This is a genomic window from Pseudomonas sp. TWI929 (genome assembly GCF_039673335.1).
Taxonomy (GTDB): Bacteria; Pseudomonadota; Gammaproteobacteria; order Pseudomonadales; family Pseudomonadaceae; genus Aquipseudomonas.
Genome location: NZ_JBDJLK010000016.1, coordinates 1 through 21,408 on the forward strand (window position 1 = coordinate 1; position 21,408 = coordinate 21,408).

Here is a 21,408-nt window from a genome sequence, read left to right on the forward strand (position 1 = left end):
GCGCAGGCCTTGAGTATTGCGCTGAACCTGTGGGAGCGGGTTTACCCGCGAAGAGGCCTGCAAGGCCAATGCAAATCTACAGGCCGTGATTGTGCACCTTGCGCCGCCGCCACACGCGCAGCCGCTGTTCCAGCTGCAGCGGGCTGTCCAGCTGCTGGCGCCGGGCCTGGCTGAACAGGATCAGCGCCAGTTCGGCGGTTACCTGGGCATCGGCGCTGGCATGATGGCGCTCTTCCACCTGCAGGCCAAAGCGCGCCACCCAGTCATCCAGCCCGGCCTCGCGCAGCACCGTGTCGGGGTTGAGCATCGGCGCCAGTTCGGCTACATCCAGGAACGGTGACTGCAAGCGATAGCCCAGGCTTTCTTTCAACGCCCGTGCCAGCATGCGCTGGTCGAATGGCGCGTGAAACGCCAACACCGGGCTGTCGCCTATGAAATCGAGCAAATCCAGCAAGGCCTCGGCCGGGTCGCAACCCGCGGCCAGGGCGCTGGGGCCCAGGCCGTGGATCAGCACGCTGGCGTTGGTTTTCAGCGTTGGCCGGTGCAGGGTGCGCTCGAACTGCTGGGCAAAGTCAATGGCGCCGTCCGCGATGGCTACCGCGCCGATCGACAGCACCTGGTCCCGGTTGGGGTTGAGCCCGCTGGTTTCCAGGTCCAGCACCACCCAGCGCTGTTCGCGCAAGCTGCACACACTCAGCGGCGCGGCCTTTGGCAGTCGGGCCAGGCGCTGACGCGTGGCGTGGTCCAGTTCGGGTGCGCTGGGGCGCAGCCAGGCGAACAGGCTCATAGCTGGTACCGCAAGGCCAGGCTGCTTTGCAGGCGCTGGGCCTGGCGCAGGGACTCACGCAGGATGCGCCGGTCCAGGTGGTTGAGGCTGTCCGGGTCGAGCCGGTTGGAGTACGGCAGGTTGTCGCGGGTCTGGCGCTGGTGCTGCTGCATGCGGGTCTGCTGGATGAAGTGGTAGGCCTCTTCATAGGCGGCGCCGTCAAGCGGCTCGATCACGCCCTTGGCCACCAGCTGACGCAGGCGTTCCAGGGTATTGCAGGCGCCGATGCCATTGGCCAGGGCCAGCAGCCGGGCACCATCGACGAAGGGTGTCAGGCCCTGGACCTTGAGGTCGAGGGTAGCGGCCTTGTCGTTGCCCTGGCGGGTCAGTACGAAGTCGCGAAGGCGGCCTATAGGTGGGCGTTGGCGCAGGGCGTTGTCGGCCATCATGCGCTGGAAGATCCGGTTGTCGGCCACTTGCTCAAGCAGGCCCTGGCGCAGCTGCTCGCAACCTTGCTCGTCGCCCCACACCACGCGCAGGTCGAAGTAGATGCTCGAACCCAGCAGGTTCTCTGGGCTGGCTTCACGGACAAAACCGGCAAAACGCCGTGCCCACTCGCTGCGCGACAGGCACAGCTCGGGGTTGCCGGCCATGACATTGCCTTTGCACAAGGTAAAGCCGCACTGGGCCAGGCAGTGGTTGATGTATTGCGCCAGCGGCAGCAGGCGAGCGCGGATGGCGTCGGCCTCGGCGCTGTCGGCGGCCTCGAAGAGGATGCCGTTGTCCTGGTCGGTGTGCAGGGTCTGCTCGCGTCGCCCTTCGCTGCCAAAGCACAGCCAGCTGAACGGCACGCCTGGGTCGCCACGTTCGGCCAGCGCCAGCTCGATCACCCGGCACACGGTGTGGTCGTTGAGCAAGGTGATGATCTGGGTGATCTGCGTGGACGACGCGCCGTGGGCCAGCATGCGTTCGACCAACTGGCTGATCTCGCCGCGCAGCGAGACCAGGGTATCCAGCCGTGGCGCATGGCGGATGGTGCGCGCCAGGTGCACCAGGTCGACCCGTTGCAGGGAGAACAGGTCGCGCTCGGAAACCACCCCGCACAGGCGGTGGTTTTCCACCAGGCACACGTGGGCGATATGCCGCTCGGTCATGGCCATGGCTGCATCGAATGCGCTGGCCTGGGGGCTGAGGTAGAACGGATTGGCGGTCATGTGCCGCTCGATCGGTGCACCCAGGTCGGCATCTTCGGCAGCCACCACCTGGCGCAGGTCACGCAGGGTGAAGATACCAGTGGGGTAGCGCTGTGGGTCGACTACCACGATGCTGCCTACCTGTTGCTCGTGCATCAGCCGCACGGCGTCACGCAGCGGGGTCTCGGGGCTGCACACCACCGGGTGGCGCATGGCCAGCTCGCCCAAGGGGGTGTTCAGCGAATACTGGGTGCCGAGGGTTTCCACCGCGCGCTGGCGAACCTGCTGGTTGACCTGGTCGAGCAGGCTGCTGACCCCGCGCAGGGCAAAATCCCGAAACACTTCAGACATCGAGAACACGCGGATGAACGCCGCCTTGTTCAACTGCAGGCAGAAGGTGTCTTCACCGGCCAGGTGCTCGGTGCGGGTGGCCCGCTCGCCCAGCAGGGCGGCCAGCGGGAAGCATTCGCCGCTGGTGATTTCGAAGGTGGTCTCAACACCGGGTTTGACCAGGTGCTGGCGCTCCCCGACCACGCGGCCTTGCTTGACGATGTAGAAATGCTCAACCGGGCCATCGGCGGGTTTGACGATGCTTTCGCCACTGGCATAGAAGCGCAGCTGGCATTGCTCGACCAGAAAGGCCAAGTGGCTGTGCTCCATCTGGTTGAACGGCGGAAAACGCTGCAGGAACTGCAGCGTGCCCTGGATGTTCTGCAGCACTGCCGTCCTGCCCGCCTGGCTGTAGGCGTCCTTTTTGCTCATGAAACTGACCGTATCGCTATGCCGAACTATATATATCTATATATAGGTGCCGGCCATGTTGTTCTCTGCCTCCATGGTCGGCTTGCGGCGGGGTGGTGCCCATTGGACGTAAGTCTATGAGCGCCCCTGTCAAAAGGCCCGACGAAAGGCGAACCGGGTTGCGCAAGTTCCACGGTCCTAATGCTGAAGCGGAATTTTCTTGACGAGATGACCATGCCTGAGCAACACGACATCCTGAGCGACGCCGAGCGTGAGGCACTGGCCGTGGTGAGCAAAAGCGCGCCTGTGGCACTTAAACCATTGGTGCTGGTGGTGGATGACAACGCGGTGAACCGTGAGGCGCTGATCCTGTACCTGAAAAGCCGGGGCATCGACTGCGTGGGTGCGGATGGCGCCGAAGAGGCCAGGTTGTACCTGCATTACCAGCAACGGATCGGTTTGATGATCACCGATTTACGCATGCAGCCCGAGGATGGCCTGGACATGATCCGCAAGATTCGCGAGTCGGAGCGGGCGGCGTTGTCGATCATCGTGGTGTCGGGTGACACCGATGTGAAAGAGGCGGTGGACGCGATGCACCTGGGGGTGGTGGATTTCCTGCTCAAGCCGGTGGACCTGGGCAAGCTCCTGGAGCTGGTGAAGAAAGAATTGAAGATCGAGTGAGGCGGACAGGGGCTGCTTTGCAGCCCATTCGCGACACAAGGCCGCTCCTACAAATTCACCGCAAGATTTGATATTTGCGATATCCCTGTAGGAGCGGCCTTGTGTCGCGATCGGGCCGCAAAGCGGCCCCCGTACGCAGGTGTAACTTACAACCCGTTACGCGCCTTGAACTCGCGGCGACGGCGGTGCAGTACCGGCTCGGTATAACCGTTCGGCTGCCTGCCACCTTCCACCACCAGCTCCACAGCCGCCTGGAACGCGACGTTGTCGTCGAAGTTCGGCGCCATCGGGCGGTACAGGGCGTCACCGGCGTTCTGCTGGTCAACCACCACAGCCATGCGCTTGAGGCTTTCCAGCACCTGCTCCTGGCTGACCACGCCGTGGCGCAGCCAGTTGGCCAGCAGCTGGGCCGAAATACGCAGGGTGGCGCGGTCTTCCATCAAGCCGACGTTGTTGATGTCCGGCACTTTCGAGCAACCCACACCCTGGTCGATCCAGCGCACCACGTAGCCGAGGATGCCCTGGGCGTTATTGTCCAGTTCGTTGCGGATCTCTTCGGCCGACCAGTTGGTGTCGGCCGCCAGCGGGATGGCGAGGATGTCGTCCACCGAGGCCGGGGTACGCGAAGCCAGTTCACGCTGGCGCGCCTGTACGTCAACCTTGTGGTAGTGCAGGGCGTGCAGGGTGGCAGCAGTTGGCGACGGCACCCAGGCGGTGTTGGCACCGGCCAGCGGGTGAGCGATCTTCTGCTCGAGCATGGCGGCCATCAGGTCCGGCATGGCCCACATGCCCTTGCCGATCTGCGCACGGCCTTGCAGGCCGGTGGCCAGGCCGACGTCGACGTTGTTGTTCTCGTACGCGCCGATCCACTTCTCGTTCTTCATGGCGCCCTTGCGCACAACGGCGCCGGCTTCCATCGAGGTGTGGATCTCGTCACCGGTACGGTCGAGGAAGCCGGTGTTGATGAACGCTACGCGCTCAGCGGCTGCCTTGATGCAGGACTTGAGGTTGACCGTGGTACGGCGCTCCTCATCCATGATGCCGACCTTGACGGTGTTGCGCGGCATGCCCAGCAGGTCTTCGACCTGGCTGAAGATCTCGGCGGCGAATGCTACCTCTTCAGGGCCGTGCATTTTCGGCTTGACGATGTACACGCTGCCGCTGCGGGTGTTCTTGCGGCTGGTATTGCCGTTGAGGTTGTGCAGGGCGATCAGGTTGGTGAACAGACCGTCCTGGATGCCTTCCGGGATTTCGTTGCCCTGGGCGTCGAGAACCGCTGGGTTGGTCATCAGGTGGCCAACGTTGCGCACGAACAGCAGCGAACGGCCGTGTAGGGTAACGCTGCCACCGTTGGGCGCGGCGTACTCGCGGTCCGGGTTCATGGTGCGGGTGAAGGTTTTGCCACCTTTGCTCACGCTTTCGGCCAGGTCGCCTTTCATCAGGCCCAGCCAGTTGCGGTAGACGATCACCTTGTCGTCGGCGTCGACAGCGGCAACCGAGTCTTCGCAGTCCATGATGGTGGTCAGTGCCGATTCCATCAGGATGTCTTTGACGCCGGCGGCGTCGGTGCTACCGACCGGGGTGCTGGCATCCACCTGGATTTCGAAGTGCAGGCCGTTGTGTTTCAGCAGCACGGCGGTCGGCGCGGCGGCGTCGCCGTGGAAGCCGATCAGTTGGGCGTCGTCACGCAGGCCGCTGTTGCTACCGCCTTTGAGGGCAACCACCAGTTTGCCGCCTTCGATGCGGTAGGCGGTGGAATCGACGTGCGAGCCGGCAGCCAGTGGTGCGGCCTCGTCAAGGAAGGCGCGGGCGAACGCGATGACCTTGTCGCCACGCAGCTTGTTGTAACCCTGGCCTTTCTCTGCGCCGCCTTCATCGCTGATGGCGTCGGTGCCATACAGCGCGTCGTACAGCGAACCCCAACGGGCATTGGCGGCGTTCAGGGCGAAACGGGCGTTCATCACCGGAACAACCAGCTGCGGGCCGGCCATGTGGGCGATTTCTTCGTCCACGTTCTGGGTGGTGGCCTGGAAATCGTCGGCTTGTGGCAGCAGGTAGCCGATTTCCTGGAGGAATGCTTTGTAGGCTACGGCGTCGTGGGCCTGGCCTTTGCGTGCCTGATGGTAGGCGTCGATCTTGGCTTGCAGCTCGTCGCGCTTGGCGAGCAGGGCTTTGTTCTTTGGAGCGAGGTCATTGATGATCTTCTCTGCACCTGCCCAGAACTGCTCGGCGACGATGCCGGTCCCGGGGATGGCTTCGTTGTTCACGAAGTCGTACAGGACCTTGGCGACCTGAAGGCCACCGACTTGAACGTATCCAGTCATTGCTTGCCTCACTCTGCTCAGCTATTTCGCTCTTCTGTATTAAGCCTGTAGCGCTTCTCTAAACACGTACCAGTGCTTGCCCCCGGGGGTGAGCCCGAGCGCGGCTGGGTGCAGCCTGTCAGACGGGCTGACGGGCAGTGTGCGTATTTTCACAGGCGCCTTGGCAGACATCCAAACGACGTTTTGTAGTCCGCGCCACGGGATACTACATGAAGCAGTAGGCGGGGCAAAATCAGACTAAAAGCGCCGTTATGCGACCCGTTGGTCGCGTATGGTCACGCTGGGAGTGAGTATGTTCGCAAAAAACAGGTGGATTGTTCCAGATAAATCTTGAAACAGTACACGATTGGTTGTGCGGAATGCCCTGCGGCAGGTTGCCGCGCCTTGCCTATACTGAGTCGATCCCCCGATTTTCTGCCGCCCGGCGCGGTCCGACACGAGGAAGGGCTTGTGGATCATCTTGTACTGACTGTTATTGCCCCTGACAAGGCTGGCCAGGTCGAACGCATTGCCCAGTGCATCGCCGACCACAGTGGCAACTGGCTGGAAAGCCGCATGTCGCGCATGGCCGGGCAGTTTGCCGGCATCCTGCGGGTGGCGGTGCCGGCAGAGAACTACGACGAACTGGTGGCGTCGCTGCAGGGGCTGGCCCGCTATGACATTCGTGTGCTGATTGCCGAGAGCGGCATCGAGCCATCGTGCACCTGGAAGCCGATTGCCATGGAGCTGGTGGGCAATGACCGGCCGGGGATCGTGCGCGACATTACCCGTTTGCTGGCGGAGTTGCAGGTGAACGTCGAGCGGTTTTCCACAGAGGTGCGGCCAGCGCCGATGAGCAGTGAGCCGTTGTTCCATGCGGATGCGCTGCTGGCGCTGCCATTGACCTTGCCGCTCGAAGAATTGCAGCAGCGGCTGGAGAGCCTGGCGGATGACTTGATGGTGGAGTTGAAGCTACGCGCGGAGGATTGATTCGGGATCGCAGGGGGCCGCGAAGCGGCCCCCTGCGGTTATCCCGATATCACGGGGAAGGCCCTGTGGATAACCTGGGGGTGTACCTCTCCAGCCCAGGCAGCGCGTGCCTTGCACGCCTTTGCTCAAAAAACACCCAAAAATCAGCACCTTGTGCACAAAGCACGGGGACGAGGGTGTGGATAACCTTTGGAGATGTCTCTGCAGCCCACGAATCACATGGCCTGCAGAGTTTTGATCGTTTTTTGATCAGCTGCGCTTGCGCAAACTTAGCCAGGCATCGACGCTGTAAATCGCCAAACCCGCCCAGATGAACATGAACGCCACCAAGGTGCTCGACGACAAATGCTCATCGAACAGCAGCACTGCCTGCAGCAACACCAGAGTCGGCGCCAGGTATTGCAGGAAGCCCAACGTGGTATACGGCAAGTGCCGCGCCGCAGCGTTGAAGCACACCAGCGGCACCAGCGTCACCGGCCCCGCCGCCATCAGCCACAGCGCCTCGCTACTGGTGTAGAACGCGCCCTGGGCGCTCATTGCCGCCGGGTGCAGCAACAGCCAGCCAAGGGCCAGCGGCACCAGCATCCAGGTTTCCACCACCAGCCCCGGCAGTGCCGCCACCGGCGCCTGTTTGCGGATCAGCCCATAAAAGCCAAAGCTCAGCGCCAGCACCAGTGACACCCAAGGCAGGCTGCCCACTTGCCACACCTGCTGGGCCACGCCCACGGCGGCCATGCCCACCGCCAGCCATTGCAGGCGGCGCAGGCGCTCGCCAAGAATCAGCATGCCCAGCAGTACGTTGATCAACGGGTTGATGTAATAACCCAGGCTGGCCTCAAGCATGCGGCCGTTGTTGACCGACCATACGTAGGTCAGCCAGTTACCGGCGATCAGCGCCCCGCTCAGGGCCAGGATGCCCAGCCGGCGCGGGTTGTCACGCAGTTCGCGCCACCAGCCGGGGTGTTTCCACACCAGTAGCAGCAGCGAGCCGAACAGTGCCGACCAGAGCACCCGGTGGACAATGATCTCCACCGCCGGGACGCTCTGGATCGCCTTGAAGTAAAGGGGGAACAGGCCCCAGATGATGTAGGCGCTCAGGCCCAGTATGTACCCGCGACGCGGGTTTGCGGCGTGCATGCAGAATCCTTGCTTAGGTAGCTAAATAAAGCGACGCCTATTGTAGACAGAGGCGGGCATGCTTCTAGAACAATTTCAGCGGGGCTTCATCCAGCGCCGCCATTTGTTCGCGCAGGGCCAGAATCTGGTCGCCCCAGTAACGTGGCTGGCCAAACCAAGGGAAGCTGGGCGGGAACGCCGGGTCGTCCCAGCGCCGAGCCAGCCAGGCGCTGTAGTGCAGTTGGCGCAGGGCGCGTAGCGGTTCGATCAGGGCCAGTTCGCGCGGGTCGAAGTCATGGAACTCGTTGTAGCCGTCGATCAGTTCGGCCAACTGCCCCAAGCGCTCTTCGCGGCTGCCGGCCAGCATCATCCACAGGTCCTGCACCGCCGGGCCCATGCGGCAATCGTCGAGGTCGACAACGTGGTACACCTCGTCGCGGTGCATCAGGTTGCCAGGGTGAAGGTCGCCGTGCAGGCGGATGAGCTGGTGCGGGGTGCGGGCGTAGATGTCCTCGACCCGTTTGAGCAGGTCACGGGCGACGGACTCGAACGCAGGCAGCAGCTCGCGGGGGACAAAATCGCCTTCCAGCAGGGTGTTCAGTGAGGCGTGGCCGAAGTTGTCCACAGCCAGGGCTTCGCGGTGTTCGAACGGTTTGCTGGCGCCCACGGCATGCAGACGGCCAAGCAACTGGCCGAGGCGATAAAGCTGGTCGAGGTTGCCCGGCTCCGGGGCATGGCCGCCACGGCGGGGGAACAGGGTGAAGCGAAAGCCCTGGTGTTCGAACAAGGTGCGGCCGTTGTGCTGCATGGGGGCAACCACTGGCACTTCGCAGTCGGCCAGTTCGGCGGTGAAGCTGTGTTCTTCGAGGATGGCCGCATCGCTCCAGCGGCCTGGGCGGTAGAATTTGGCGATCAGCGGCTGCGAATCTTCGATGCCCACCTGGTAGACGCGGTTTTCATAGCTGTTCAGTGCCAGCACCCGGGCATCGCTGAGAAAGCCCAGGCTTTCCACGGCGTCCAGGACCAGGTCGGGGGTGAGGGTGTCGAAGGGGTGGGACATGAGGGCTCCGGGGGTAATCGGCATGGATCCCATGGTACAGCGTTATACCTGTGCCGGCCTCTTCGCGGGTGAACCCGCGAACCGCGCGCAGCGCGGCCAGGCTACGCAGGAACCCCGATCAACACATAAGACGGATGAAACTGCACCCGCACCGCACTGCCATCGACCACCTGTTGCCCGACCAGCCAATCAGTCTCGGCAATGGCACACAACGTCTGCCCATTGCCCAACGCCAACCTGACCTCACTGGGCCCATCCACCTCCGCCAGCACTTCCTCCACCGTTGCCCGCAGGCAATTGCTCCCCGCTTCAGGCTCTTCCCCCTCCGCCAGCAACCGCACCCACCCTGCCTTGAGCAGCGCCACCACCATGCTGCCCAGCGTCAGCTCCAGCCGCGCAGTACTGTCGTGGGTAATCAGCGCATCGATCTCCAGCCCGCCTCCCAGCGCCAGGCTGACCCGGTCATAGCGGCCTTCACGGCGCAGGCCGCTGACCTGGCCCTGCAGCTGGTTACGCGCGCTGGTACGCAACATCAGGCGCCCGAGCAGGTCGAGGTCGCTGGACTCTTCGGCCGCTTCGAGGATTTGCGCCTGCAAGGCCTGCAGCCTTTGGTACAGCCGCAGCACCCGCTCGCCTTCCGGCGACAAGCGCGCACCGCCGCCACCACGGCCGCCGGTGCTGCGTTCGACCAAGGGTTGGCTGGCCAGGTTGTTGAGCTCGTCGATGGCGTCCCAGGCGGCCTTGTAGCTGATGCCAGCAGCCTTGGCGGCGCGGGTGATCGAGCCTTGCTCGGCAATGTGCTGCAGCAGCGCAATGCGCTGCGGGCGGCGGGCGATGTGCTGGGTGAGGAGAGTGGGTAGGGGCATGGGTAGTCAGTCGTTGTGGGGCCTGAGGGTGGATAGTGTGTAGGAGCGGCCTTGTGTCGCGAAAGGGGCGCGAAGCGGCCCCAGGGTTTCTGCCCGGGCAGAGATGGCTGGGGCTGCTGCGCAGCCCGATCGCGACACAAGGCCGCTCCTACGCAGAGCGATGCGCACGCTCATACATAGCCAGGCTTGGGCGTACGCGCCAGGCAATACACATCAACCCTTTGCGCCCCGGCCTTGCGCAGCACCTCGGCGATAGCCTGCGCGGTAGCACCGGTGGTCAGCACATCATCGACAATGGCGACATGCTTGCCCAGCAGCTCGCCCGTGACTGCAAACGCCTGGCGCAAATTGCGCCGCCTGGCCTTGGCATCCAGTTGTTGCTGCGCAGGTGTCTCGCGCGTGCGCAGCAGCAACCGCTCGTCGCAACGTATCCCCACCTGCGATGACAACCAGCGCCCAAGCATCCCTGCCTGGTTGAACCCCCGCTCACGCAGTCGACGCTTGGCCAAGGGCACAGGCAACAGCAGGTCTGGGCGCGGTAGCCCCTCGGCAAAGCGGTGCAACAGCCCGTGCCCGAGCAGCTCGGCCATCAACCGCCCCATAGGCCACTGCCGGTTGTGCTTGAAGCGGCTGATCAACGTGTCCACCGGAAACCCGAAATGCCACAGCGCAAACACTTGCTCGAAGGCCGGCAAGCGGCGGCAGCACTGGGCGCAAGTCAGCCCGGCCATGGGCAAGGGCAGGGCGCAGTGCAGGCAGTGATCGCCAAGCCAGGGCAGTTCCTGCTCGCAGGCGATGCACAATGGGTAGGCCTGCTCGGCAGGGTCATCACACAGCAAGCACTGCTGATTAATAAGTGAGCAGTTGTAAACCAGTGTTTTCCAGTGCGGTTGACAGTTCATAGGCCTTCCATGACTATGCGAGCTATCCGTGATGCGCTGGCGGGCTTTCCTGTCCCGGCGCCTGCTTAAGCCTAAACAAGGAAACGCCGATGAGCGCCAGCACAAATGCAACAACACGTCACGACTGGTCCCTGGCCGAGGTCAAGGCGCTGTTCCAGCAACCGTTCAATGACCTGCTGTTCCAGGCGCAGACCGTGCACCGCGCGCATTTCGACCCAAACCGCGTGCAGGTTTCGACCCTGCTGTCGATCAAGACCGGCGCCTGCCCGGAAGATTGCAAATATTGTCCGCAGTCCGGCCACTACAACACCGGGCTGGAAAAACAGAAGCTGATGGAAGTGCAGAAGGTGCTGGAAGAGGCCGCCCGCGCCAAAGCCATCGGTTCTACCCGCTTCTGCATGGGCGCGGCGTGGAAGCACCCGTCGGCCAAAGACATGCCCTACGTGCTGGAGATGGTCAAGGGCGTCAAGGCCATGGGCCTGGAAACCTGCATGACCCTCGGCAAGCTCGACCAGGAGCAGACCGTGGCCCTGGCCCAGGCCGGCCTGGACTACTACAACCACAACCTCGATACCTCGCCGGAGTTCTACGGCAGCATCATCACCACCCGCACCTACAGCGAGCGCCTGCAGACCCTGGCCTATGTGCGCGATGCCGGGATGAAGATCTGCTCCGGCGGCATCCTGGGCATGGGCGAGTCGCTGGACGACCGCGCCGGCCTGCTGATCCAGCTGGCCAACCTGCCCGAGCACCCGGAATCGGTGCCGATCAACATGCTGGTCAAGGTTGCCGGTACGCCGCTTGCCGAAGAAGAAGACGTCGACCCGTTCGACTTCATCCGCATGCTGGCAGTGGCCCGTATCCTCATGCCCAAGTCGCACGTGCGCCTGTCTGCCGGCCGTGAGCAGATGAACGAGCAGATGCAGGCCCTGGCCTTCATGGCCGGTGCCAACTCGATTTTCTACGGCGAAAAACTGCTGACCACTGCCAACCCGCAGGCCGACAAGGACATGCAGCTGTTTGCGCGCCTGGGCATCAAGCCAGAAGCACGCGAAGAGCACGCCGACGAAGTGCACCAGGCCGCCATCGAGCAGGCGCTGGTCGAGCAGCGCAGCAGCGAGATGTTCTACAACGCCGCGACGGCCTGAGATGGCCTTCGACCTGGCGGCGCGCCTGGCCGAACGGCGCGCCGCAGACCTGTATCGGCAGCGGCCACTGCTGGAAAGCCCGCAGGGTCCGGAAGTGGTTGTCGACGGCCAGCGCTTGCTGGCCTTCTGCAGCAATGACTACCTGGGCCTGGCCAACCACCCCGAGGTGATCGCAGCCTGGCAGGCTGGTGCCGAGCGCTGGGGTGTCGGTGGTGGTGCTTCGCATCTGGTGATTGGCCACAGCACGCCACACCACCAGGTGGAAGAGGCACTGGCCGAACTCACCAGCCGCCCGCGCGCGCTGTTGTTCTCCACCGGCTACATGGCCAACCTGGGCGCCATCACCGCGCTGGTAGGGCAGGGCGACACCGTGCTGCAAGACCGTCTGAACCACGCCTCGCTACTCGATGGCGGGCTGCTCAGTGGTGCCCGCTTCAACCGTTACCTGCACAACGACCCGGCCAGCCTGGCCAGCCGCCTGGACAAGGCGGTCGGCAATACCCTGGTGGTGACCGACGGTGTGTTCAGCATGGATGGCGACCTGGCCGACTTGCCGGCACTGGCCGATGTCGCCCGTGCCCGTGGCGCCTGGCTGATGGTCGACGACGCCCATGGCCTTGGCACTCTTGGCGCCCAGGGCGGCGGCATCGTCGAGCACTTTGGCCTGGGCGTGGATGACGTGCCGGTGCTGATCGGCACGCTGGGCAAGGCCTGCGGTACTTCCGGTGCCTTTGTTGCCGGCAGCGAAGAGCTGATCGAGGCGCTGGTGCAGTTTGCCCGCCCCTACATCTACACCACCAGCCAGCCTCCGGCGCTGGCCTGCGCCACGCTCAAGAGCCTGGAGCTGCTGCGCCGTGAAACCTGGCGCCGTGAGCACTTGGCGGCGTTGATCCGCCAGTTCCGCGAAGGCGCGCAGCAGATCGGCCTGGAACTGATGGACAGCCCGACACCGATCCAGCCCATCGTCATTGGCGACAGCGCGCAGGCCCTGCGCCTGTCGCGCATGTTGCGTGAACGTGGCTTGCTGGTCACGGCCATCCGCCCACCCACCGTGCCGGCGGGCAGTGCGCGCCTGCGGGTGACCCTGAGCGCCGCGCACAGCGAGGCGCAGGTGCAGCTATTGTTGAATGCATTGGCCGAGTGTTATCCACAGTTGGAGAACGCCGATGCGTAATCGCCTTGTACTACTGCCCGGCTGGGGCTTGGGCACTGCGGCACTGGAGCCGCTGGCGGCCAGCCTGCGTGCCCAGGATGCTCGCTTGCAGGTTGAGCTGATGCCCCTTCCTGAACTGGCCCACAGCGACGTGGAGGCCTGGCTTGAGCACCTGGACCGCAAGTTGCCCAGCGATGTCTGGCTGGGCGGCTGGTCGCTCGGCGGCATGCTGGCCAGCGCACTGGCGCACAAGCGTGGCGATCACTGCTGCGGCCTGCTGACCCTGGCCAGCAACCCCAGTTTCGTGGCCCGCCCGGGCTGGCCGCATGGCATGGCCGAGGACACCTTCGGCACCTTCCTCGACGGCTGCCGCAGCCATACCCAAGTCACCCTCAAGCGCTTCCGGACCCTGTGCAGCGATGGCGCCCAGCAACCGCGCACCCTGCTGCGCCAACTGGGTGTCGGCGTGCCGGATACCGACCCGCTGTACCTGGCCACCGGCCTTGAAGTGCTGGCCAAGCTGGATACCCGCGAAGCCTTGCAGGCCTACGGCGGCCCGCAACTGCACCTGTTCGCTGGCAGCGATGCGCTGGTACCGGCAGAGGCGGCAAAGGCGCTGAGCGAACTGCTGCCTGATGTGGAAGTAGGCCTGGTCGAAGACAGTTCCCACGCGTTCCTGCTGGAGTACCCGCAGGAGCTGGCGGCGGGCATCAAGAGTTTCCTGCATGAGAGTGGCGATGACTGACTTATCCCGTCCGACCCTGCCCGGCGCATTGCCCGACAAACGCCAGGTAGCGGCCTCATTCTCCCGTGCTGCGGCCAGCTACGACAGCGTGGCGGCCTTGCAGCGCGCGGTGGGTTTGAACCTGCTGGAGCAATTGCCGGAGGGCCTGCAGCCGCAGCGCTGGCTGGACCTGGGCAGCGGCACCGGCCATTTCAGCCGCATTTTGGCCGAGCGTTTCGCGCAGGCCAGCGGCGTGGCGGTGGATATCGCCGAAGGCATGCTGTGCCATGCTCGCAATGAACAAGGTGGGGCGCACTACCACGTGGCCGGCGATGCCGAGCGTTTGCCGCTGCGTGACGCTAGCGTCGACCTGGTGTTCACCAGCCTGGCCGTGCAATGGTGCGACCAATTCGCCAGCGTGCTGGCCGAGGCACAGCGCGTGCTGCGACCGGGCGGCGTGCTGGCCTTCAGCAGCCTGTGCGTGGGCACCCTCGACGAACTGCGCGCCAGCTGGCAAGCGGTGGATGGCCTGGTGCATGTGAACCGCTTCCGCCGTTTCGAGGATTACCAGCGCCTGTGCGCAGCCAGCGGCTTCGAACAGCTTGAGCTGCAGCGCTGCCCGCACGTGCTGCACTACCCGGATGTACGCAGCCTGACCCACGAGCTGAAGGCTTTGGGTGCGCACAACCTGAACCCTGGCCGCCCTTCCGGTCTTACCGGGCGGGCCCGCATGCAGGGCCTGTTGCAGGCTTATGAGGCATTTCGCCAGCCCGAGGGGCTGCCAGCCACCTATCAGGTGGTCTATGGTGTGTTGCGCAAGCCACAGGCGTAAGGGGAGCGAAATGAGCCAGGCCTATTTCATTGCCGGTACCGATACCGATGTCGGCAAGACCACCATCGCCGCCGGGCTGTTGCATGCGGCGCGCTCGCAGGGCATGAGCACGCTGGGAGCAAAGCCGGTGGCCTCCGGCTGCACGATGACGCCCAAGGGCCTGCGCAACAGCGATGCCCAGGCACTGATCGATGAAAGCACGATCAAGTTGCCTTATGAACAGGTCAATCCGTTTGCCTTCGAGCCTGCCATCGCACCGCATGTAGCGGCGCGTGAGGCGGGGGTGACGCTTGCCGTGCCAGAGTTGCTGGCGGCGATGCGCAACGTGCTGCAACAAAATGCCGATTTCACCTTGGTTGAAGGGGCTGGCGGCTGGCGTGTGCCGTTGTCGGGCCTGGAGAACCTGTCCGACCTTGCTGTGGCTTTGCAGTTGCCGGTGATTCTGGTGGTGGGGGTGCGGCTGGGTTGTATCAGCCATGCCTTGCTCAGTGCCGAGGCGATCGAGCGCGACGGGCTGCAGCTGGCGGGTTGGGTGGCGAACATCATCGAGCCGCGTACCTCGCGGTTGGAAGAGAACCTGGCCAGCCTGGCTGAGCGTTTGCCTGCACCATGCCTGGGGCGGGTGCCCAAGCTGAAGCAGGCCAGTGCTGATATGGTGGCTGAGCATTTGCAGCTGGATCTGCTGGACTAGGTTTTTTGCAGGCCCGGTCCTTTCGCGGGTAAACCCGCGAAAGGGCCGGTGCAGGAATACCCAGGGCCTATCAACTGGCACCGGGCCATTAGCGATTTAAACGGGCCTTTTCGCGCCTGGCCTGCTTTAATTGGGGCTGTTCGTCATCCAGCGTCAATGGAGCCCTGACATGGAAATCACCGGTAGCTCCGCCTACTACGCGGGCCTGAGCGCAATCCAGACCGGCCAGAACCGCGTCGATCAGGCCGCCGGCCAGATCGCCAACACCAGCGCCGAACGTACCGCCACTAGCCAGTCCAGCGACTTTCAGGCTGAACGCCTGCGCGCTGTCGACCGCAGCCAGCAGATGGACTTGGCCACCAGCACCGTGCAACTGGCTGTGGGCAAACATGAAGTCGAGCTTGGCACAAAGGTCGCCAAGGCATCCGACGAAATGCTCGGCCGGATCATCGATACCTACGCCTGACAGAGAGCTCATTTCGAGTAACACACAGACCCTGTGGGAGCGGGCGTGCCCGCGAAAGCGTCAGATCAGGCGACTCCAACGCCGGGTCGGGCCCGTTCGCGGGCAAGCCCGCGCCCCCACAGGTATTGTTTTTCCTGAGCTTGGCATAAACGCCGTTTTTCGTGGCGTAAATGGCACCATAGTCCATCCTTGACATAAGGCGGAGCTAAACGTAAGTTTCAAACAACTGTTTGATAAGCGACGCGCCATGCGCGGGTCACCCCACAGAACTCACCCAGAGGTTCATCGCAATGCCTGATTACAAAGCCCCCTTGCGTGATATCCGCTTCGTTCGCGACGAGCTGCTCGGCTATGAGGCGCACTATCAGAGCCTGCCGGGCTGCCAGGACGCCACGCCCGACATGGTCGACGCGATCCTTGAAGAAGGCGCGAAGTTCTGTGAGCAGGTGCTGTCGCCGCTTAACCGTGTGGGTGACCAGGAAGGCTGCACCTGGAGCGAGTCGGGCGTGAAAACCCCAACCGGCTTCAAGGCGGCCTACGAGCAGTTCGTCGAAGGTGGCTGGCCAAGCCTGGCGCATGACGTCGAGCACGGCGGCCAAGGCCTGCCGGAGTCGCTGGGCCTGGCCCTGAGCGAAATGGTCGGCGGTTCGAACTGGTCGTGGGGCATGTACCCGGGCCTGTCGCATGGCGCGATGAACACCATCTCGGCGCACGGCACCGCCGAGCAGCAGCACACCTACCTGACCAAGCTGGTGTCCGGTGAGTGGACCGGCACCATGTGCCTGACCGAGCCACACTGCGGTACCGACCTGGGCATGCTGCGCACCAAGGCCGAGCCACAGGCCGATGGCAGCTACAAAGTGTCGGGCACCAAGATCTTCATTTCGGCCGGTGAACACGACATGGCCGACAACATCGTCCATATCGTCCTGGCCCGCCTGCCGGATGCCCCGGCCGGCACCAAAGGTATCTCGCTGTTCATCGTGCCGAAGTTCCTGCCCAACGCCGAAGGCGGTGTAGGCGAGCGCAACGGCGTGAGCTGCGGCTCCATCGAACACAAGATGGGCATCCACGGCAACGCCACCTGCGTGATGAACTTCGACGCAGCTACCGGCTACCTGATCGGCCCGGCCAACAAAGGCCTGAACTGCATGTTCACCTTCATGAACACCGCTCGCCTGGGTACCGCGCTGCAAGGCCTGGCCCACGCCGAAGTGGCGTTCCAGGGTGGCCTGAAGTACGCCCGTGAGCGCCTGCAGATGCGTTCCCTGACCGGCCCGAAAGCACCGGACAAGGCCGCCGACCCGATCATCGTCCACCCGGACGTGCGTCGCATGCTGCTGACCATGAAGGCCTTCGCCGAAGGCAACCGTGCAATGGTGTACTTCACCGCCAAGCAGGTGGACATCGTCAAGTACAGCCAGGACGAAGAAGAACGCAAGAAGGCCGACGCCCTGCTGGCGTTCCTCACCCCGATTGCCAAGGCATTCATGACCGAAGTCGGCTTCGAAGCCGCCAACCATGGCGTGCAGATCTACGGCGGCCACGGCTTCATCGCCGAGTGGGGCATGGAGCAGAACGTGCGCGACAGCCGTATCTCCATGCTGTACGAAGGCACCACCGGCATCCAGGCTCTGGACCTGCTGGGCCGTAAGGTGCTGATGACCCAGGGCGAAGCACTGAAGGGCTTCACCAAGATCGTGCACAAGTTCTGCCAGGCGCAGGAGGGTAACGAAACGCTCAAGGAGTTCGTCGAGCCACTGGCCGCGATCAACAAGGAGTGGGGCGAGCTGACCATGAAAGTGGGCATGGCTGCCATGAAGGACCGTGAAGAAGTGGGGGCGGCCTCGGTCGATTACCTGATGTATTCCGGCTACGCCTGCCTGGCCTACTTCTGGGCCGACATCGCCCGCCTGGCAGCCGAGAAACTGGCCGCCGGTACCAGCGAAGAGGCGTTCTACACCGCCAAGCTGCAGACTGCGCGCTTCTACTTCCAGCGTATCCTGCCGCGTACCCGTACCCATGTGGCGACCATGCTCTCGGGTGCCAACAACCTGATGGCGATGGACGAAGAAAACTTCGGCCTGTCGTACTGATTCAGCCGCTGTACTCAAGACCCGCCTGCCCTTACCGGCAGGCGGGTTTTTGCATTCTGACGAGGCTGAACACTATCCCTTGTGGGAGCGGTCTTGTGTCGCGATTGGGCTGCGCAGCAGCCCCGACAATTTCGACTGTGGCGCAGAAACCGGGGGCCGCTTCGCGCCCCAATCGCGACGCAAGGCCGCTCCCACAGGAATCGCGTGCGGACAGTAGATGCCTGTTCTTTCCTTTCTGAATTCAACTGTTCATGTGCACTGCCGATGAAGTAAGGGCACAATGCCATTATTGATCTGCCGGGTTGGAGATTACCCTTGTTTCGTCTTAACGCTGTTCGTGCAAGCCACTTTCTGCCTTCGCTGTTCTTGTTACTGGCAGGGCTCGCCGCAGCCTATGTGAGAGACCTCAGTGTCTTTTTCACATCGCTGTTCAACGTCCTGCCTACCTTGGTGCTACTGCTGGGCGGCGCCTACTGTGCGGTGTACCGCCGCCAGCGTGAGCTGTTCCTGATGCTCACGGTGTATATCGCCTACTTCCTGCTCGACACCCAAACCGACTTCTACCGTGATAACGGCCGCGTGCGCGAGGATGCGGCAGTGACCTTCCACCTGGTTTGCCTGCTGCTGCCGGCCCTGTTCGGCCTGTACGGCGCCTGGCAGGAGCGTACCCACCTGCTGCAGGACCTGGTCGCCCGCGGTGCAGTGCTGTTCGCTGTAGGCAGCGTGGCGGTGGCCCTCGAACAAAGCTACCCCGAGGCGCTGCTGGCATGGTTGGCGGAAATCCGCTGGCCGGCCTTGCATGGCCAGTGGATGAGCCTGATCCAGATGGCCTACCCGCTATTCCTCTGTGTGTTCATCCTGCTGGTGGTGCAATACCTGCGCGCGCCGCGGCCACTGCATGCCGCGCTGATGACGGGCCTGCTGGGTATTTGCTGGATGCTGCCGCAAACCTTCATCCTGCCGTTCACCCTGAACATCATGTGCAGCCAGGTGATGCTGATGATTGCGGCGGCGGTGGCGCATGAGGCTTATCAGATGGCCTTCCGCGATGAACTGACCGGGCTGCCGGGGCGCCGTGCGCTGAACGAACGCCTGCAGCGCCTGGGGCGCAACTATGTGATCGCCATGACCGACGTCGACCATTTCAAGAAATTCAACGATACCCATGGCCACGACGTCGGCGACCAGGTGCTGCGCCTGGTTGCCAGCCGCCTGTCCAAGGTCACCGGCGGTGGCCGGGCCTACCGTTATGGCGGCGAAGAGTTCGCCTTGGTGTTTGCTGGCAAAACCGCCGAAGAATGTGTGCCGCACGTGGAGGCAGTGCGCGAAGTGATCGCCAACTACGTGATGCACCTGCGCGACCAGCACAACCGCCCGCAGGACGATACCGCCGGTCGCCAGCGCCGGGCGGGCAGCAGCGGCGGCACGGTATCGGTCACCATCAGCATCGGCGTGGCCGAGCGCCAGGCCGATCATCGCAACCCCGAAGCGGTGCTGAAATCCGCCGACCAGGCGCTGTACAGCGCCAAGGGCGCGGGGCGCAATTGTGTCATGGTGCATGGGCAACAATCGCAGCGTGGGGCGGTGCGTACGGCGTGACCAAAATAGACTTAATGGTCGAGTGATGACCCTATGTCTCGTAAAAGTTGTTCGGTTACACTGCCTGTAACCCAGTGTCGCGGTTCCCCGAGACCGCCCCGACCCGATTAGCGAGAGGTTGTCATGGCTGACTATAAAGCGCCCCTGCGCGACATGCGCTTCGTACTGAATGAAGTCTTCAACGTGGCCGAGCAATGGGCGCAGTTGCCCGGGCTGGCCGAGGTTGTCGATGCCGACACGGCCATGGCCGTGCTGGAAGAAGCCGGCAAGGTCACCGCCAAGTCCATCGCCCCGCTCAGCCGCGCCGCGGATGAAGAGGGCTGCCACTGGGACAACGGCGCGGTGCGCACACCGGCTGGTTTCATCGAGGCCTACAGCACCTACGCCGAAGGCGGTTGGGTGGGCGTGGGCGGCGACCCGCTGTTCGGCGGCATGGGCATGCCCAAGGTGATCTCGGCCCAGGTCGAGGAAATGGTCAACGCCTCCAGCCTGTCCTTCGGCTTGTACCCGATGCTGACTGCCGGCGCCTGCCTGTCGATCAATGCCCACGCCAGTGAGGCGCTGAAGGAAAAGTACCTGCCGAACATGTATGCCGGCGTGTGGGCCGGCTCCATGTGCCTGACCGAACCGCACGCCGGTACTGACCTGGGCATTATCCGCACCAAGGCCGAACCGCAAGCTGATGGCAGCTACAAGGTCAGCGGCACCAAGATCTTCATCACTGGCGGCGAGCACGACCTGACCGAGAACATCATCCACCTGGTGCTGGCCAAGCTGCCGGATGCGCCGGCGGGGCCGAAAGGCATTTCGCTGTTCCTGGTGCCGAAGTACCTGGTCAATGAGGACGGCAGTCTCGGCGCACGCAACCCGGCCACCTGCGGCTCGATCGAGCACAAGATGGGCATCCAGGCCTCCGCGACCTGTGTGATGAACTTCGACGAAGCGGTCGGCTACATCGTCGGTGAGCCGAACAAGGGCCTGGCTGCGATGTTCACCATGATGAACTACGAGCGCCTGGGCGTTGGCATCCAGGGCCTGGCGTCTGCCGAACGCTCTTACCAGAACGCCGTGGAATATGCCCGTGACCGCCTGCAGAGCCGCGCCCCGACCGGCCCACAAACCAAAGACAAGGCCGCCGACCCGATTATCGTCCACCCGGACGTGCGCCGCATGCTGCTGACCATGAAGGCGCAAATCGAGGGTGGCCGCGCCTTCTCCACCTATGTAGCCATGCAGTTGGACAGTGCCAAGTACAGCGAAGATGCCGCCGTGCGCAAGCGCAGCGAAGAGCTGGTGGCACTGCTGACGCCGGTGGCCAAGGCGTTCCTCACCGACTTGGGGCTGGAGAGCACTGTGCACGGCCAGCAGGTGTTCGGCGGGCATGGTTATATCCGTGAGTGGGGGCAGGAGCAGCTGGTACGCGATGTGCGCATCACCCAGATCTACGAAGGCACCAACGGCATTCAGGCTCTCGACCTCATGGGGCGCAAGGTAGTGGCCAGCGGTGGGGCGTACTACCGGTTGTTCTCTGACGAGATCCGCCAGTTCATTGCCAGCGCAGGTGGTGAGCTGGACGAATTTGCCAAGCCGTTGGCGGCCAGCCTCGACCAGCTCGACGGGTTGACCGAGTGGGTGCTGGAACAGGCCAAGGGCAACCCGAACGAAATTGGCGCAGCGTCGGTCGAGTACCTGCATGCCTTTGGTTACGTGGCCTATGCCTACATGTGGGCACTGATGGCGCGGGCGGCGCAGGCGGGTGAGGGGGACGCGGCGTTCTATTCGGGCAAGCTGGGTACGGCGCGGTTCTATTTTGCGCGGTTGCTGCCGCGGGTGGATTCGCTGGTGGCTTCGGTGAAGGCGGGGAGTGAGTCGCTTTACCTGCTGGATGCTGAGCAGTTCTGACGGATTTTGGGGCTGCTTTGCAGCCCATCGCGAATGCCTCGCCTTTGTAAGCTTTTTCCTACACGACGTGGTGATGTTTCGCCACTGTTCTCAGATTGGATCCACGGTTAATCTTTACCACATGGACGTTGCGCAGGAAGCGCAAAGGACAGATCACGGAAGACAACGAAGGACCA

General features: G+C 63.5%; 18 protein-coding genes. 11 read left to right on the plus strand and 7 right to left on the minus strand.

Annotation, left to right across the window (positions count from 1 at the left end; all coding sequences use genetic code 11):
* Window positions 1-76 precede the first annotated feature (76 nt).
* The gene (locus ABE456_RS09515; protein WP_346643678.1) at window positions 77-787 is read right to left on the minus strand and encodes a 3'-5' exonuclease; all 711 of its coding nucleotides are present in this window, start codon (window positions 785-787) and stop codon (window positions 77-79) included.
* The gene (locus tag ABE456_RS09520; protein ID WP_346643679.1) at window positions 784-2,721 is read right to left on the minus strand and encodes a DUF294 nucleotidyltransferase-like domain-containing protein; all 1,938 of its coding nucleotides are present in this window, start codon (window positions 2,719-2,721) and stop codon (window positions 784-786) included. The genes ABE456_RS09515 and ABE456_RS09520 overlap by 4 nt, the downstream gene beginning before the upstream one ends.
* A 180-nt stretch (window positions 2,722-2,901) precedes the next feature.
* Between ABE456_RS09520 and ABE456_RS09525 the strand changes: the two genes are divergently transcribed.
* Window positions 2,902-3,384: a response regulator gene (locus ABE456_RS09525; protein WP_346643680.1), complete on the plus strand. Its 483-nt coding sequence runs from the start codon at window positions 2,902-2,904 to the stop codon at window positions 3,382-3,384.
* A 146-nt stretch (window positions 3,385-3,530) separates the two neighbouring features.
* Here ABE456_RS09525 and ABE456_RS09530 read toward each other — a convergent pair whose 3' ends face one another.
* Window positions 3,531-5,708 carry a malate synthase G gene (locus ABE456_RS09530; protein ID WP_346643681.1) on the minus strand — a complete coding sequence of 726 codons (2,178 nt, stop codon included), beginning with the start codon at window positions 5,706-5,708 and terminating at the stop codon, window positions 3,531-3,533.
* 450 nt (window positions 5,709-6,158) lie between these two features.
* Here ABE456_RS09530 and ABE456_RS09535 point away from each other — a divergent pair, with 450 nt between their 5' ends.
* Window positions 6,159-6,677 carry an ACT domain-containing protein gene (locus ABE456_RS09535; RefSeq protein ID WP_346643682.1) on the plus strand — a complete coding sequence of 173 codons (519 nt, stop codon included), beginning with the start codon at window positions 6,159-6,161 and terminating at the stop codon, window positions 6,675-6,677.
* 249 nt (window positions 6,678-6,926) lie between these two features.
* Here the strand turns inward: ABE456_RS09535 and rarD are convergent, their stop codons facing one another.
* The 4 genes from rarD to ABE456_RS09555 all read right to left on the minus strand — a co-directional run bounded on the left by rarD (window position 6,927) and on the right by ABE456_RS09555 (window position 10,621).
* On the minus strand, window positions 6,927-7,814 hold the full coding sequence (gene rarD / locus ABE456_RS09540) for an EamA family transporter RarD (protein ID WP_346643683.1): 888 nt from the start codon (window positions 7,812-7,814) through the stop codon (window positions 6,927-6,929).
* 64 nt (window positions 7,815-7,878) lie between these two features.
* Window positions 7,879-8,853 carry a serine/threonine protein kinase gene (locus tag ABE456_RS09545; RefSeq protein ID WP_346643684.1) on the minus strand — a complete coding sequence of 325 codons (975 nt, stop codon included), beginning with the start codon at window positions 8,851-8,853 and terminating at the stop codon, window positions 7,879-7,881.
* Between the two features lie 101 nt (window positions 8,854-8,954).
* Window positions 8,955-9,719, minus strand: a complete 765-nt coding sequence (locus ABE456_RS09550; protein WP_346643685.1) for a TOBE domain-containing protein — start codon at window positions 9,717-9,719, stop codon at window positions 8,955-8,957.
* 170 nt (window positions 9,720-9,889) lie between these two features.
* The gene (locus tag ABE456_RS09555) at window positions 9,890-10,621 is read right to left on the minus strand and encodes a ComF family protein (protein ID WP_346643686.1); all 732 of its coding nucleotides are present in this window, start codon (window positions 10,619-10,621) and stop codon (window positions 9,890-9,892) included.
* Window positions 10,622-10,710: 89 nt separating this feature from the next.
* Between ABE456_RS09555 and bioB the strand changes: the two genes are divergently transcribed.
* The 9 genes from bioB to ABE456_RS09600 all read left to right on the plus strand — a co-directional run bounded on the left by bioB (window position 10,711) and on the right by ABE456_RS09600 (window position 21,232).
* The gene (gene bioB, locus ABE456_RS09560) at window positions 10,711-11,769 is read left to right on the plus strand and encodes a biotin synthase BioB (RefSeq protein WP_346643687.1); all 1,059 of its coding nucleotides are present in this window, start codon (window positions 10,711-10,713) and stop codon (window positions 11,767-11,769) included.
* Between the two features lies 1 nt (window position 11,770).
* Window positions 11,771-12,943 carry an 8-amino-7-oxononanoate synthase gene (gene bioF / locus ABE456_RS09565; protein WP_346643688.1) on the plus strand — a complete coding sequence of 391 codons (1,173 nt, stop codon included), beginning with the start codon at window positions 11,771-11,773 and terminating at the stop codon, window positions 12,941-12,943.
* Window positions 12,936-13,667, plus strand: a complete 732-nt coding sequence (locus ABE456_RS09570) for an alpha/beta fold hydrolase (RefSeq protein WP_346643689.1) — start codon at window positions 12,936-12,938, stop codon at window positions 13,665-13,667. Before bioF ends, ABE456_RS09570 begins: the two co-directional genes overlap by 8 nt.
* Entirely contained in the window at window positions 13,660-14,478 is an 819-nt protein-coding gene (gene bioC / locus ABE456_RS09575; RefSeq protein WP_346643690.1) for a malonyl-ACP O-methyltransferase BioC, read from the plus strand. The genes ABE456_RS09570 and bioC overlap by 8 nt, the downstream gene beginning before the upstream one ends.
* A gap of 10 nt (window positions 14,479-14,488) precedes the next feature.
* Window positions 14,489-15,169, plus strand: a complete 681-nt coding sequence (gene bioD, locus ABE456_RS09580; RefSeq protein WP_110741694.1) for a dethiobiotin synthase — start codon at window positions 14,489-14,491, stop codon at window positions 15,167-15,169.
* A 169-nt stretch (window positions 15,170-15,338) separates the two neighbouring features.
* Complete coding sequence (locus tag ABE456_RS09585; protein WP_346643691.1) at window positions 15,339-15,635, plus strand: pyrroloquinoline quinone biosynthesis protein PqqE; 297 nt, start codon at window positions 15,339-15,341, stop codon at window positions 15,633-15,635.
* A gap of 290 nt (window positions 15,636-15,925) precedes the next feature.
* On the plus strand, window positions 15,926-17,731 hold the full coding sequence (locus ABE456_RS09590) for a phenylacyl-CoA dehydrogenase (RefSeq protein WP_201206360.1): 1,806 nt from the start codon (window positions 15,926-15,928) through the stop codon (window positions 17,729-17,731).
* 315 nt (window positions 17,732-18,046) lie between these two features.
* On the plus strand, window positions 18,047-19,330 hold the full coding sequence (locus ABE456_RS09595) for a GGDEF domain-containing protein (RefSeq protein ID WP_346643692.1): 1,284 nt from the start codon (window positions 18,047-18,049) through the stop codon (window positions 19,328-19,330).
* Window positions 19,331-19,453: 123 nt separating this feature from the next.
* Window positions 19,454-21,232: an acyl-CoA dehydrogenase C-terminal domain-containing protein gene (locus ABE456_RS09600; protein WP_346643693.1), complete on the plus strand. Its 1,779-nt coding sequence runs from the start codon at window positions 19,454-19,456 to the stop codon at window positions 21,230-21,232.
* Window positions 21,233-21,408: the final 176 nt, after the last annotated feature.